General features: G+C 69.6%; 12 protein-coding genes and 1 tRNA gene. 11 read left to right on the top strand and 2 right to left on the bottom strand.

Annotated elements, in window-relative coordinates; translation table 11 throughout:
* Positions 1-58 precede the first annotated feature (58 nt).
* Positions 59-982 carry a phosphodiesterase gene (locus tag ABD188_RS15705; protein WP_344064333.1) on the top strand — a complete coding sequence of 308 codons (924 nt, stop codon included), beginning with the start codon at positions 59-61 and terminating at the stop codon, positions 980-982.
* Here ABD188_RS15705 and ABD188_RS15700 read toward each other — a convergent pair.
* Positions 930-2,516, bottom strand: a complete 1,587-nt coding sequence (locus ABD188_RS15700) for a stealth conserved region 3 domain-containing protein (protein WP_344064331.1) — start codon at positions 2,514-2,516, stop codon at positions 930-932. The genes ABD188_RS15705 and ABD188_RS15700 overlap by 53 nt on opposite strands.
* A gap of 180 nt (positions 2,517-2,696) precedes the next feature.
* Between ABD188_RS15700 and ABD188_RS15695 the strand changes: the two genes are divergently transcribed.
* The 4 genes from ABD188_RS15695 to ABD188_RS15680 all read left to right on the top strand — a co-directional run bounded on the left by ABD188_RS15695 (position 2,697) and on the right by ABD188_RS15680 (position 8,006).
* Entirely contained in the window at positions 2,697-3,764 is a 1,068-nt protein-coding gene (locus ABD188_RS15695) for an aldo/keto reductase (RefSeq protein ID WP_344064329.1), read from the top strand.
* On the top strand, positions 3,761-4,708 hold the full coding sequence (locus ABD188_RS15690; RefSeq protein ID WP_344064326.1) for a 4-(cytidine 5'-diphospho)-2-C-methyl-D-erythritol kinase: 948 nt from the start codon (positions 3,761-3,763) through the stop codon (positions 4,706-4,708). The genes ABD188_RS15695 and ABD188_RS15690 overlap by 4 nt, the downstream gene beginning before the upstream one ends.
* Positions 4,709-4,776: 68 nt before the next feature.
* Positions 4,777-6,144: a GNAT family N-acetyltransferase gene (locus ABD188_RS15685; protein WP_344064323.1), complete on the top strand. Its 1,368-nt coding sequence runs from the start codon at positions 4,777-4,779 to the stop codon at positions 6,142-6,144.
* A gap of 47 nt (positions 6,145-6,191) precedes the next feature.
* Positions 6,192-8,006, top strand: a complete 1,815-nt coding sequence (locus tag ABD188_RS15680; RefSeq protein WP_344064321.1) for an ABC-F family ATP-binding cassette domain-containing protein — start codon at positions 6,192-6,194, stop codon at positions 8,004-8,006.
* An 18-nt stretch (positions 8,007-8,024) separates the two neighbouring features.
* On the opposite strand, the gene ABD188_RS15675 is transcribed toward ABD188_RS15680, so the two are convergent.
* On the bottom strand, positions 8,025-8,522 hold the full coding sequence (locus ABD188_RS15675) for a MarR family winged helix-turn-helix transcriptional regulator (protein ID WP_344064319.1): 498 nt from the start codon (positions 8,520-8,522) through the stop codon (positions 8,025-8,027).
* Positions 8,523-8,693: 171 nt separating this feature from the next.
* On the opposite strand from ABD188_RS15675, the gene ABD188_RS15670 reads away from it, so the two are divergent.
* From ABD188_RS15670 to ABD188_RS15645, 6 genes are all read left to right on the top strand, one after another.
* Positions 8,694-8,765, top strand: a tRNA-Gln gene (locus ABD188_RS15670).
* A gap of 1 nt (position 8,766) precedes the next feature.
* Positions 8,767-10,239 carry a bifunctional UDP-N-acetylglucosamine diphosphorylase/glucosamine-1-phosphate N-acetyltransferase GlmU gene (gene glmU, locus ABD188_RS15665; RefSeq protein ID WP_344064316.1) on the top strand — a complete coding sequence of 491 codons (1,473 nt, stop codon included), beginning with the start codon at positions 8,767-8,769 and terminating at the stop codon, positions 10,237-10,239.
* Positions 10,214-11,248, top strand: coding sequence for a ribose-phosphate diphosphokinase (locus ABD188_RS15660; protein ID WP_344064313.1), 1,035 nt, complete (start codon positions 10,214-10,216; stop codon positions 11,246-11,248). The genes glmU and ABD188_RS15660 overlap by 26 nt, the downstream gene beginning before the upstream one ends.
* A gap of 145 nt (positions 11,249-11,393) precedes the next feature.
* On the top strand, positions 11,394-11,882 hold the full coding sequence (locus ABD188_RS15655) for an FMN-binding protein (protein ID WP_344064310.1): 489 nt from the start codon (positions 11,394-11,396) through the stop codon (positions 11,880-11,882).
* 5 nt (positions 11,883-11,887) lie between these two features.
* Complete coding sequence (locus ABD188_RS15650; protein WP_344064308.1) at positions 11,888-12,775, top strand: FAD:protein FMN transferase; 888 nt, start codon at positions 11,888-11,890, stop codon at positions 12,773-12,775.
* Between the two features lie 22 nt (positions 12,776-12,797).
* The gene (locus tag ABD188_RS15645; protein WP_344064306.1) at positions 12,798-14,363 is read left to right on the top strand and encodes an FAD-dependent oxidoreductase; all 1,566 of its coding nucleotides are present in this window, start codon (positions 12,798-12,800) and stop codon (positions 14,361-14,363) included.
* Positions 14,364-14,404 lie beyond the last annotated feature (41 nt).

Raw genomic sequence — 14,404 nt, 5'->3', positions numbered from 1 at the left:
TGGTGGGCTCGGTCATATCGGCGCGAGCACAACCCACTGCGGCCAAAGGGATGAACGCATGCGCCACGCCGAGTACCCCGCTCCCGAGCGCACGCTGCTCCATCTGAGCGACACCCACCTGCGTGCGGCCGGATCGCGGCTCTTCGATCTCGTGGATGCGACGGCTCATCTGAAGAGCGCGCTCGAGGCGATCGAGGCATCCGGTGCGGTGCCGGACGGGATCGTCTTCACGGGTGACCTGGTCGATCTCGGCGAGTCCGACGCCTACGTCGAACTGCGCGCGATCGTGGAGCCGTTCGCCGCCCGACTCGGCACTCGGGTGTTCTGGGTGATGGGCAACCACGACGACAGGGCGGCTTTCCGGTCCCGGCTGCTCGACGATCACTCCTGCGATCCCATGCGACCGGTGGACCGCGTCGACGAGCTCGACGGGCTGCGGCTCGTGACGCTGGACTCGACGGTTCCCGGTCTGCACCACGGTGAACTGCGGGACGAGCAGCTCGCCTGGCTGGCGGAGGTGCTCGCCACCCCGGCGCCGCTGGGGACGATCCTGGCGATGCATCACCCTCCCGTGCCGAGCGTGCTTCCCCTCGCCTCGACCGTCGAGCTGCGCGATCAGGGCCGTCTGGCGCGGGTGCTCCGCGGCACGGACGTGCGCGCGATCATCGCCGGCCACCTGCACTACTCGACCTTCGCCACCTTCGCCGGCATCCCGGTCTCGGTCGCTTCATCGACCTGCTACGCGCAGGATCTCACGGTGCCCGTCGGCGGCACCCGCCCGCAGGACGGCGCTCAGGCGTTCAACCTCGTCCACGTGTACGACCACACGATCGTCCACTCGGTCGTGCCCGTCGACGCCCCGCGCACCCTCGAGTTCATCGAACCCGTCGAGGCGCGGCGTCGCATCGCAGCGGCGGGGATCGCCGACCTCAGTGCCGCCCCGAAGGATGCGCCGACCGAGCCGATCGGCGTGCTTCGCTGATCTCGTCGCGCTCCCACGGGGGTCGCACCGGGAACATCCTCTCGAGCGTGGTGCGCAGCGCGCGTACGCGCACTTCCTCCGGGATCTGGGCGGCCCCGCCGTCGTTGAGGCAGAACATGTCGATGTCGGTGCGGCCCGCGAGCCGCTCCATCCGCCGCGGCGAGTCGACGAGCGTCGTCTGCACGTAGCGCACCTGCGGGCGCGTGGTCGTGACGGCCCGTCCGGTCATCAGCGCGTAGTAGTGGTACAGGCTGTTGGTGACCGACACGTCCGTCGCCGACCGGAATCGGGATGCCGCGGTGCGCGCGAAATCGGACGCGAAGGTCTGCTCCAGCTCGCTCATGACGCTGCGCCGAAGGGGCGTCGCGCAGTGCTCGAGATCGCGGAGGATCGTGCGGCCGAATCGTTTGCGCAAGAGCTCGCGGTTGACCCGCAAGCCGTTGTCATGTCCGCTCCGCGCGCTGTCGGGAGCGCCGACGCCGATGCGCACCTCGCACTCGACGAACTGCGACACGCCCGCCGCCGAGAAGAACAGCTCGGGCTCGACGAGGCGTCCGAAGAACATGTCGTCATTGGAGTAGATGAAGTGCTCGGCGAGACCCGGGATGCGGTGCAGCTGCGCCTCGACCGCGTGGGAGTTGTGCGTCGGCAGCACGGTCGGGTCGGCGAAGAACTCCTCGCTGCGCACGATGGTGATCTTCGGATGCTCGCGCAGCCACTCCGGCACGGGGGAGTCGGTGGCGATGAAGATCCGGCGCACCCACGGCGCGTACATGTAGACGCTGCGCAGGGCGTAGCGCAGCTCGTCGACGTGGCGGTACCGTGCGGGCCCGTCATCGCCTTCGCCGACGACGTACTCCGCCAGGTGGGCGGCGCGCTGCCTCTGGAAGTCGGTGGATGAGCCATCCACCCACGAGAAGACCAGATCCACGTCGTGTGTGAACTCGTCGGGCTGAGCGTCGAACATGCCCGAGATCGTGCGCCAGGTGCGGCCGAAGCGCTCGACCTCTTCGTAAGCCAGGTCATGGACCGGCGACGCGCGCCGCATCAGCGCGTTGTCGTTCGGCGCCTCGACGAGCTCTTCGCCGAACCGCCAGAACTCCAGCCGGGCGGCCAGCGAGGAGCCGTAGCGCAGGCCGCCGCCCCGCACCACGCGTGGGCGGTAGACCCGGAGAGCGGTCGGAGACGCGGGGAGCGCATCCGCTTCCGCGGCGAGCTGCGGAGGCTGCCGCCGAGCTTTGACATACAGCGGCTCGCGCTCGCCGAGCGCGGCGAGGGCGGCAGACGCGACCGCCCCATGCGACAGATCTGCAACGAGCGCCGGCACCGCGCGATCGTGACGGATCAGCAGGACCGGTACGCCGGCTTGCTCCAGGGCCTCCGCGACGAGCAGGAGGTCGGCGACGCGCGCCTGATCGGGCGTGAGGCTGTCGTGCACCAGATGCAGCAGGCCGCGATCCCACACGATGTCGTCGCGATCGATGAGGCCGGACCACGAGTGCTCCTGCTGCGGCAGAGCGGAGAGGTTCGCCATAGGGTTCCTTCTTCAGGTGTGCGCGCTGCCGGGCGCGCTCCGGGTGTGGCACACACTATGCAGACGGTGTTTCGGAAACATTTCCCCGCCCGATCCTTGACACCGCCGACCGGACTGTCGCGGCATCCGCCGGCACGAGCTGGCCCTGCGCGGGCGCGGCACCATCGATAGCCTGTGTGCATGAGCGACGTGCCACGGTTCCGCCCGGATGTGCGAGACATCCACCGCCCGTACACAGCAGCCGACGACCGCTACGCAGGAACTGACTACCGCCAAGTCGGGGCGTCGGGCCTCTACCTCCCGCCGATCTCGTTGGGGCTGTGGTGGAACTTCGGCGACAACATCCCGTTCGATCGGCAGCGTGCGCTCCTGCGCCACGCGTTCGACCGGGGCATCACCCATTTCGACCTCGCGAACAACTACGGCCCGCCGTACGGATCGGCCGAGACGAACTTCGGGCGGATGATGCGCGAGGACTTCGCTCCCTATCGCGACGAGCTCATCATCTCGTCCAAGGCCGGATGGGACATGTGGCCGGGGCCGTACGGCGATCTCGCGTCGCGCAAGTACATCCTGGCGAGCGCGGACCAGTCCCTGAAGCGGATGGGCCTGGACGACGTCGACATCTTCTACTCGCACCGCGTAGACCCGGTGACGCCGCTGGAGGAGACGATCGGCGCCCTCGACACGCTGGTACGCCAGGGCAAGGCCCGCTACGTCGGCATCTCGTCGTACAGCGCGGAGCGCACCGCAGTGGCCGTCGCCATCGCGCGCAGCCTCGGCACGCCGCTCGTCATACACCAGCCGTCGTACTCCATCCTCAACCGCTGGATCGAGGACGGGCTGACCGGCGTGATGAAGCAGGAGGGCATCGGAGCCATCGCCTTCACACCGCTTGCTCAGGGCCTGCTGACCTCCAAGTATCTCGGCGACGGGAAGGCCGAGCGCGCCCAGCAGCGCTCGTCGCTGCCCGAGGCATCGCTGAGCCCTAGGGGGCTGGCGACGCTGCGCGGATTGGATGTGATCGCGAAGGAGCGTGGCCAGACCCTCGCACAGTTCGCGATCCAGTGGGTGCTGCGTGACCCGGTCGTCGCGTCGGCATTGATCGGCGCATCCCGTCCCGAGCAGCTCGACGAGAACCTCGCGGCCCTCGACGGCCCGGCGTTCACGGTCGAGGAGCTGGAGCGCATCGACGGGCTGTCGGACGACATCGACGTCGATCTCTGGGCGGAGTCGACCAAGCTGTGACCACCCATCTCGTCGCCGATCGGGTCCACGTGCGGGCGCCGGGCAAGCTGAATCTCTTCTTCGAGGTCGGCGACGTTCAAGCCGACGGTTATCACGACGTCGCGTCGGCCTACCAGGCGGTGTCGCTGTACGAGGATGTGTGGGCCGAGCCCTCCGACGACTTCACGGTGTCGATCGCCGGAGCGGTCGACGTCTCGGGCGTCCCCGCGGACGATCGCAATCTCGCCCTGCGCGCCGCGCGGCTGCTCGCCAAGAAGACCGGCCATGCCGGCGGGGTTCACCTCGACATCCACAAGTACGTGCCGGTCGCCGGCGGAATGGGCGGTGGATCAGCGGATGCCGCTGCGGCGCTGGTCGCTTGCGACGCCCTGTGGGGAACGGATGTCGGCACCGCCGAGCTGCATCGTCTGGGCGCGCGCCTCGGCGCCGACGTGCCCTTCGCGCTCATGGGAGGCACTGCGATCGGGACCGGTCGCGGCGACCAGCTGAACCCGGCCCTCGCGAAAGGACGCTTCGACTGGGTGCTGCTTCCGACGGATGCCGGGCTGTCCACGCCGGAGGTCTACGCGCACCTCGATCGGCTTCGCGATCAGAGCGGTGGCGGGTCCGCACCGAGGGAGATCGGTGTCAGACGCACGCCTGAAGTCGACCCGGGTGTGCTCCAGGCCCTGCGCGCGGGGGATCCGGTCGCCCTCGCCGAACGGGTGCGCAACGACCTGCAGACCGCCGCGCTCTCACTCCGGCCGCAGCTGCGCGATGCCCTCGAACTCGGTGACCACTCGGGCGCACTCGTGGGGATGGTCTCAGGGTCCGGCCCGACCCTCGCCTTCCTCACCGCGGACGCGGAGTCCGCGCTCGAACTGCAGGTGACGCTGTCTGCCGCCGGGATGACGGCGCTGCACGTCCACGGGCCTGTCGCGGGCGCACGTGTGATGAGCATGTGACCGTCCCGGCGCGAGGCGGGGGACCGGCGGAGAAGAAACAGAACGATCGTGATGAGAAGGACTGATCGATGAGCACTGACACAGACACGAGCTCCACAGCGGGAGTCGAGGCACGGCGGGTGGACCCGGCCGCGTTCCGGGTAGCCGCCATAGACCCCAGCACCGTCGTCCGCCTGGCCGGGGTCGGGCTCGAACCGCGACTGGTCTCCATCGAGGATCCCGACGCGTTCGGCAATTGGCTGCAGGTGGTCGCGCGCGGGTTCCTGGACTCGGAGCGCTCCGATGAGCAGCGCACGGCGGTCCGGGAACGCAGCGCCTATCGCCGCGCAACGGGCATCTACGACGACTCCGCCCCGATGCCCGAGGCTCCGGTCGCGACCATCGCCTCGTGGATCGGCGAGCTCGCGCTGCCCGGTGGCGCCGGCATCCCCTCGTGCGCCATCTCGGCGGTCACCGTCGCCCCGACGCACCGACGCCGTGGCATCGCCCGCGCGATGCTGGAGGGCGAACTGAAGGTTGCGGATAGGGCGGGCGTGCCGATCGCGATGCTCACCGTGAGCGAGTCGCAGCTTTACGGCCGCTACGGGTTCGCTCCGGCAGCCGCGAGCGCGTCGTGGCACATCGATGTCAAGCGGGCGCACTGGATCGGCCCGCGACCGGGCGGCCGGGTCGACTTCATCCCGCGCGAGCGGCTGCGCGAGCTGATCGCGCCCCTCCACGATCGGGTGCGGCTGTCGGTTGCGGGCGAGATCGACGTGCCGGGCGGCCATTGGGACTCGTACGCGGGCACCCGTCCCGACGCCAAGGACGCCGGCAGCACCCGCGCGGTCCAGTACGCCGACGAAGCGGGCGAGGTCCGCGGTGTCGCGGTGTACTCGGTGCGAGAGAACGAGAAGGACTGGACGAAGTCGACCGTGTCGGTGTCGTATCTCCTCGCCGAGACGGATGACGCCTACGCGGCGCTGTGGCGGTTCTTCCTCGAGCTCGACCTGATCGGAGAGGTTCGCGCGCACGAGCTGTCGGTCGACGAGCCGCTGCGGTGGATGATCTCGGATCAGCGTGCGGCGACCGTCATGGTGAGCGATCACCAGTACGTCCGCATCCTCGACATCGTCGTGGCGCTCGAGGCGCGCGAATACGCCGCCTCGGGAACCCTGGTGCTGGACGTCGAGGATGCGCTGGGTTACGCGGCCGGCAGCTGGGTGCTGACCGTCGATGCCGGCGGCCATGGCCACGTCACCGCTGCCGAGCCCGGAAATGCGCCTGATGGCGCCGTCGGCGTGCAGCTGGGCGTCGAGGAGCTCTCGGCCGCATACCTGGGTGGGGTGTCGCTCGCGACCCTGGCTGCGGCCGGGCGGGTGCGGTCGACGGATGCGGCCGCCGCCGCGCGCGTGTTCGGCTGGCACGCCGTGCCCCGGCTGAGCGTCTGGTACTGATCCGCCCGATGCGGGCATGCCATGCGCTGGCCTAGCCTGGAGCAGACATGGCACATCTTCTCGGGGCCGGGGGCCTGCACTTGGAATTCCCCACCAAGGTCGTGTTCGACGGCATCTCGCTCGGCGTCGATGAGGGGGACCGCATCGGCATCGTGGGTCGCAACGGCGACGGCAAGTCGAGCCTGATGGCGATGCTCGCGGGTCGCCTCGCGCCGGATTCCGGTCGTGTCACGTTCCGGGGTGGTGTGCGGGTCGGCGTTCTCGACCAGACCGACACCCTCGATGACGCTCTCACGGTCGGCGAAGCCGTCGTCGGCACGCGGACCGAGCACGAGTGGGCGGGTGATGCACGCACGCGCGACGTCATCGGCGGTCTGCTGGCCGAGATCCCATGGGATGCCGCGATCGCCGACCTTTCGGGCGGACAGCGACGGCGCGTGGCGCTTGCGGCGCTGCTCTCGGGCGACGACGACGTGCTCTTCCTCGACGAGCCGACCAACCATCTGGATGTGGAGGCGATCGCCTGGCTCGCCGACCACTTGCGCCGCCGCTGGTCGGCGTCATCCGGAGCGCTTCTGGTGGTGACCCACGACCGGTGGTTCCTCGACGAGGTCTGCACGAAGACCTGGGAGGTGCACGACCGGACGGTGGAGCCGTTCGACGGAGGCTACGCGGCGTACATCCTGCAGCGCGTCGAGCGCGACCGGCAGTCCGCGGCGATCGAGGCCCGCCGGCAGAACCTCGCCCGCAAAGAGCTCGCGTGGCTCAGGCGTGGTCCGCCGGCCCGCACCTCGAAGCCGAAGTTCCGCATCGACGCGGCCAATGCCCTCATCGCCGATGAGCCCGAGATCCGCGACAAGCTCGCGCTGCAGTCGCTCGCCGTATCGCGGCTCGGCAAGGATGTGGTCGATCTGCTGGGCGCGTCCGTCACCTACCCTGCGACAGGCCCCGCAGGTCCGAAGGAGGTGCTCCACGACGTGGAGTGGCGGATCGCTCCCGGTGAGCGCACCGGCATCCTCGGCGTGAACGGGGCCGGCAAGTCGACGCTGCTCGGGCTCGTCTCGGGCGACGTCACGCCGACGGCCGGCAGGGTCAAGCGCGGCAAGACCGTCAACGTCGCCACGCTCACCCAGCGGCTGGACGAACTCGAGGACCACCTGAACGATCCGGTTCGCGTGGTCATCTCACGGCTGCGCACGACGTACGAGTTCGGATCGGGATCGAAGGCGCAGGAATTGACGCCGGGCCAGCTGCTGGAGCGGATGGGGTTCGCCAGCGCCCAGCTGTCGACACCCGTGAAAGACCTCTCGGGCGGGCAGAAGCGCCGCCTCCAGCTGCTGCTGATCCTGCTCGAGCAGCCGAACGTGCTGATCCTCGACGAGCCGACCAACGACCTCGACACCGACATGCTCGCGGCGATGGAGGACCTGCTCGACTCGTGGCCGGGAACCCTCATCGTGGTCTCGCACGACCGGTACTTCCTCGAACGTGTCACCGATCAGCAGTACGCGATCCTTTCGGGGCGACTGCGGCATCTCCCCGGCGGGGTGGACGAGTATCTGCGACTGCGCGCTCGCGAGCGCGATACGCCCGCGAAACCCGGCCCCGCCGCTGCGACGCCGGCCGCCGCGCCGGGGCTCAGCGGTTCCGACCTGCGTGCGGCGCAGAAGGAGCTGAGTGCGCTGGAACGCCGCCTCGAGAAGCTCGAGGGACAGATCGCGGCCGCCCGCACGTCGCTCGCCGATCACGATCAGGCGGACTACGTCGGGATCGGGGCCGAGATGACCCGCATCACGGGCCTGGAAGGCGAGCGCGACGACGTCGAGGCGCGCTGGTTCGAGCTCACCGACCAGCTCGGATGACCGACGAGGCGGAAGGGGTCAGGCGTCGAAGCCGAGGCTCAGTTTGCGCAGCAGCCCGGCGAGACGCTCGCGGTCGCCTCGGGCGAGGGTGGCCAGCAGCATCGCCTCGGCATCCACGAGCCGCGTGATCGCGGCATCCACCCTCGTCTTTCCATCGTCGGTCAGGATGACGAGGATGCTGCGCCCGTCGCCGGGGTCGGCCTCGCGTCGCACCAGCAGCCGGTCCACGAGCCGGTCGATGCGGTTGGTCATCGTGCCGCTCGAGACGAGGGTCTGCTGCAGGAGCTGCTTCGGGCTCAGCTGGAACGGCTCGCCGGCGCGCCGGAGTGCCGACAGCACATCCCACTCCCATGGTTCGAGGTTGCTTCGCCGGAACGCGTCACGGCGAGCCCTGTCGAGGTGGCGGGAAAGCCGATCGACCCGCGACAGGACCTCGAGCGGCGAGAAGTCGAGGTCGGGGCGCTGCGCGATCCACGCCTCGACGATGCGATCGACCTCGTCCGTCTCCTTCGCCATGCCCCCATTATCGGGTGCCGCCATCGAACCCGTCGTCCCGGGCCACGCCTCCCAGCCTGCCGCCACCGAACCCGTCGTCCCGGGCCCGGCCCCGAGCCCCCGGTTCCGGTCCCTGAGCCAGTCGAAGGGCTGGCAGACTTGATGGGCGACGTCCGCTCTCGGGCGCCGCGGTCCGCCGTGGTGTAACGGCAGCACGACAGCCTTTGGAGCTGTTAGGCCCAGGTTCGAATCCTGGCGGCGGAGCATGACCGAGAACATCGTCGATACCCGACTCGCCGTGATCGTCCTGGCCGCCGGTCAGGGCACCCGCATGAAGTCGTCGATCCCCAAGGTGCTGCACCGCATCGGCGGGAGGCCGCTCGTCGGCCATGTCCTCGACATCGCGTACGCGCTCTCGCCCGAGCGGGTGGTCGTCGTCGTCCGCCACGAACGCGACCAGGTGGCCGCCGCGGTGCTCGACTCGGCGCCCGACGTCGTCGTGGTCGACCAGGACGAGACCCCCGGCACCGGCAGGGCGGTCGAGATGGCCCTCGACGAGCTCGGCGGCTTCGACGGCGATGTGCTCGTGCTGAGCGGCGATGTGCCGCTGCTCGAAGAGGCCACCCTCGTGAACCTGGTGCGCGCACACCGCGACGGTGCCGCGGCGGCCACGGTCCTGAGCGCCGACGTCCCGGATGCGACCGGCTACGGCCGCGTCATCCGCGCGGCCGACGGCGCCGTGCAGCGCATCGTCGAGCAGAAGGATGCCACGGCGGATGAGGCATCCGTCTCGGAGATCAACGCCGGCGTGTACGTGTTCCAGGCGCCGGCCCTGCGAGCGCACATCTCGCTCGTCGGCACCGCGAACGCGCAGGGCGAGAAATACCTCACCGACATCGTCGCGCTGCTGCGCGCGTCGGGGCTCACGGTCGCCGTCTCGAGCGCGCCGGATGCCGCCACGGCACTCGGGGTCAACGACCGGGTGCAGCTGTCCGAGGCGGCGCGCGTGCTCAATGCGCGTACGGTGCGCCGATGGCAGCTCGAAGGAGTGACGATCCTGGATCCGGCGACGACCTGGATCGACGTCACCGCCAAACTCGCGCCGGATGTCACGGTGCTGCCGAACACCCACATCCTGCGCGCCACGGTCATCGCCGAGGGCGCCACCGTCGGGCCCGACACGAGCCTCGTCGACTGCGAGGTGGGGGAGTGGGCGACCGTGACGCGCGCGGATGCCACGCTCGCCGTGATCGGCGCAAGTGCGACCGTAGGGCCGTTCGCCTACCTCCGCCCCGGCACGTACCTCGGTGACAAGGGAAAGATCGGCACGTTCGTCGAGACGAAGAACTCCACGATCGGTGAGCGCAGCAAAGTCCCGCACCTGTCGTACATCGGCGACACCACGATCGGCACCGGTGTGAATCTCGGCGCCGGTGCCATCACGGCCAACTACGACGACATCGCCAAGCACCGCACCGAGATCGGCGACGAGGTCCACACCGGATCGCACAACGTGTTCGTCGCGCCCGTTAGGGTGGGAGACGGCGCGAAGACCGGGGCAGGGGCGGTCATCCGGAAGGATGTGCCGGCCGGTGCTCTGGCACTCAGTGTGGCCCCTCAGCGCAATATCGAGGGATGGGTCGAGACCAACAGACCGGGAACCGGTGCGGCGGATGTCGCAGCCAGGGCTCGGTCCGCACAGAAGGCGGACGATGGCGCGCAAGAGGAAGACGGTTGAGCTCGACCGGGAACATGACATCGCTCCCGGGATCGTCGCCAAGACGAAGAAGCGGCTCGTCGTCGCCGCCGGGCGTTCGCATCCGACGCTGGCATCGGACGTGGCGGACTCGCTGGGCACCGAACTCGTCCCCACCGAGCACCGGACGTTCGCATCGGGCGAAATCCTGACCCGTTTCGAGGTGTCGATCCGCGGCTGCGACTTCTTCCTCATCCAGAGCTTCGGCCCGCCGGTGAACGAGTGGCTGATGGAGACCCTCATCATGCTCGACGCGGCCAAGCGCGCCTCGGCGAAGCGGATCACGGTGGTTGCGCCGTACTACCCCTATTCGCGTCAGGACAAGAAGGGACGCGGGCGCGAGCCGATCAGCGCCCGTCTCGTGTCGGACCTGCTGAAGACCGCGGGTGCCGACCGGATCATGAGCGTCGACCTTCACGCCGCCCAGATCCAGGGCTTCTTCGACGGACCGGTCGATCACCTGTTCGCCAAGCCGGTGCTGCTGGAGTACTTCGAGCGCACGCTGTCCGCCGACGACCGTGCGCACTTGACCGTCGTCTCGCCCGACACCGGTCGCGTCCGGGTCGCCGATACCTGGTCCGACAGCCTCGGTGCGCCGCTCGCGATCATCCACAAGCGCCGTGATCCGAACGTCGCCAACCAGGTCACGGTCAACGAGATCGTCGGTCAGGTCGACGGGCGAGTCTGCCTGCTCGTCGACGACATGATCGACACCGGCGGCACGATCGTCAAGGCCGCCGAGGCGCTCAAGAAGAACGGCGCGCAGAAGGTGATCGTCGCCGCGACCCACGCGATCTTCAGTGATCCGGCGTCCGAGAAGCTGCAGAGCGCCGCGATCGACCAGGTCGTCGTCACCGACACGATTCCGATTCCGACGGCCAAGCGGTTCCCCACCCTCACGATCCTGCCGATCGCGCCGCTGCTCGCGCGCGCCATCCACGAGGTCTTCGAGGACGGCTCGGTCACGAGCATGTTCGATGGAGCCGCGTAGGACCAGAGGCGTTTCGCTTCCGCGCGGCATTGCCGAGCGGTTGCATCTTCATAGGCGACTCATAGTCAATACCGGCCGGATGCCCGATACCCGCCGTTAGCGTGAAACGAACCTCGATGCGAGGCACCGCAGAAGGAGGACCTCCATGATCCACACCGCCGCACCCCGCTCACTCCGTGTCGGCGTTGCCGCCGTCGGCATCGCCGGGGCACTCGCACTCGCCGGCTGCGCGGGCACCGCCGCAGAATCGGCGGACGAGCCTGACACCAGTTCATCAGGCACCGGCGGCTCGACCGACACGACCGACTCGGACTCGCCGGCGTCGACCGGTGACACCGCGTACGCCGACGGAACGTACTCGGCGGAGGGTTCTTACGCGACACCGGAATCCGTCGAGACGATCTCGGTGACCGTCACCGTCGAGGGCGATGTCGTCACAGACGTCGAGGTCTCGGGCAACCCGCAGAAGCGCGAGTCCGAGGAGTACCAGAGCAAGTTCATCGGCGGTATCGCGGCCGCCGTCGTCGGCGAGGATCTCGACGCGGTGTCGGTGAGCCGCGTCGCGGGGTCGTCGCTCACCAGCGGCGGCTTCAACCAGGCGATCGAGACGATCAAGGCCGAAGCGGCCGCCTGATCGCCATGCGTGAGGCGGGAGCCACGTGGGCGTTCGACGCGATCGGCACGCCGTGGCAGATCGAGACCCGGCATCCGCTCTCCGACGTGACGCGTCGCGCGGTGACGGACCTCATCGCGGCGTTCGATCAGGACTGGTCGCGGTTCCGCGACGACTCACTCGTCTCCGAGCTCGCGCGACGCGGTGGCGCCGTCGACGCGCCTGCGGATGCGGCGGCCTTGCTCGACGCCTATGCGGCGCTGTCGGATGCGACCGATGGTGCCGTCAATCCGCTCGTCGGAGCCTCGCTCTCCAGCCTCGGCTATGACGCCGCTCACACGCTGGTCGATCACGGGGCCATCCCGGCGCCGGCGGACTGGCGCGGCATCCTCGAATGGGATCACGGCACCGTGCGCCTCGCGCAGCCCGCCTCCATCGACGTCGGCGCCCTCGGCAAGGGTCGTCTCGTCGACAGGGTCATGGAAATCGTCGCCGCCTCCGACGTCGGAGACATCGTGGTGGATGCCAGCGGAGACGTCGCGATGCGCGGAGCATCGCAGCGCATCGGGCTCGAGCATCCGTTCGATGCACGTCGCGTGATCGGCGTATGGGAGGTGACGGATGCGGCGCTGTGCGCCTCAGCGACGAACCGCCGCGCATGGGGTGACGGCCTGCACCACGTGCTCGACGCGCGCACCGGGCTGCCGGTGCGGACGATCGCGGCCACGTGGGCGGTCGCCGACACCGCCATGCGCGCCGATGCGCTCGCGACCGCTCTCTTCTTCGACGGCGGGCCACGGCTGGCACACGAGTGGGGAATCGAGTGGGTGCGGATGACGACGGACGGCGTGGTCGAGTGGTCGCCCGGCTGCCGCGCCGACCTGTTCGTGCGGACCGGTAGCGTGGAGCAGTGACAGATCTGCGGAGGCGCTGACCGTGCTCGGAACCCTCACCTCGATCTGGAACCGGGTCTTCGCCGTGCTCGGCAAGGTCTCGATGTACCGCCTCGCGTTCTTGGCGCTCGCGGCACTCGCCGGGATCGCGCTCATCCTCTCGTTCTTCGAGCTGGTGTCGCCGACGTGGCTCGAACTCGTGGTGACGGCCGCGGTGCTCGCGATCGTCTGCGTGGGGGTGGATGCCGCGGCCCAGAGCATCCTGCACCTGCCCTGGCGCATCGAGTCCTCGCTCATCACGGCGCAGATCCTGCTCTTCGTGCTGCGGCCGTCACTGGATCCGGTGGCACTCGGCGGCATCGCCATCGCGGCCGCGGTCGCTTCGCTCTCGAAGTACGTGCTCGCGTGGCAGGGCCGTCACATCTTCAACCCGGCGGCGATAGGTGCGACGGCGCTCACGCTCTTGAGCGTCGCGGTGCCGGCGCTGGGCTCGTCGTCGTGGTGGGTCGGCACCCCGGCACTCGCCGCACCCGTGATCATCCTCGGCGTCGCCGTGCTCTGGCGCACCGAGAAGCTCCGCATGGTCGGCGTGTTCCTGGTGAGCGCGGTCGCGGTCGGGGTGCTCCGCACCTCCGCGCAGTATCAGTCGGCGGGGCTCGAGGTCGACTCGCTGCAGATCCTGTGGGCGGTCCTCTGGTCTTCGCCGTTCCTCTTCCTCGGCGCGTTCATGCTGTCCGAGCCGCTGACCCAGCCGCCGCGGCGCTGGCAGCAGTTCACCGTCGCAGCGGTCGTCGGCGTCCTCGCGGGCTGGCCGATCGACCTCGGGGCGATCAGCCTGGGTCAGGAGCGCGCACTCCTCATCGGCAACGCCGTGGCCTTCGCCTTCGCGTTGCGGACGGCGGTGCGTCTCACGCTCGAGTCCCGCGCCGACCTCACGCCGACGGTCCGTGAGCTCACGTTCCGGGCGCACAGCCGGCTCTTCTTCGTTCCCGGCCAGTACCTCGAGCTCGAGGTGCCGCACCGGCATCCGGATGCCCGCGGTACGCGGCGGGAGTTCAGCATCGCGTCCGCGCCGAAGGATCTGCCGCTGCTGCGCGTGGCCTTCCGCGAGGGTCCGGCCGGCGCGTCGCAGAGCTCGTACAAGCGGGCGCTCGCCGAGGTGTCGACCGGATCGGAGCTCGCGGTCACCGGGGTGTGGGGCGACTTCGTGCTGCCCAAGCGCGTCGAAGCCCCGGTGCTGATGGTCGCCGCGGGAATCGGCATCACGCCGTTCGTGTCGCAGCTGCGCCAGGCGCGGCTCGCCGGGGAGGATCGTGACGTCGTGCTCGTCTACGTGGCCTCCGAGGCGTCGGAGCTGTCCTTCCGCGACGAACTCGAGGCCTCGGGCGTGCCCGTCGTCGTGTTCACCCGGGACCAGCCCGCCCGACTCCCGCAGCGCTGGCTGTGGGCGCGCGGCGTGCGCCTCGACGCCGAGGGACTGCTGCGCGTCGTGCCCGACATCGCCGCGCGGCACGCGTACATCTCAGGGCCGGCCGCGCTCATCGCCGACCTCGCACCCGCACTCGAACAGGCTAGGTCCATCACGACGGACGCCTTCAGCGGCTACTGACCCCCCGCTGCGCCGCCCATCCCCGCACGGTTACGGACGCG

The sequence above is a fragment of the Microbacterium pumilum genome, from assembly GCF_039530225.1.
Classification (GTDB): domain Bacteria; phylum Actinomycetota; class Actinomycetes; order Actinomycetales; family Microbacteriaceae; genus Microbacterium; species Microbacterium pumilum.
This window is presented reverse-complemented; position numbering and strand designations above follow the sequence as displayed.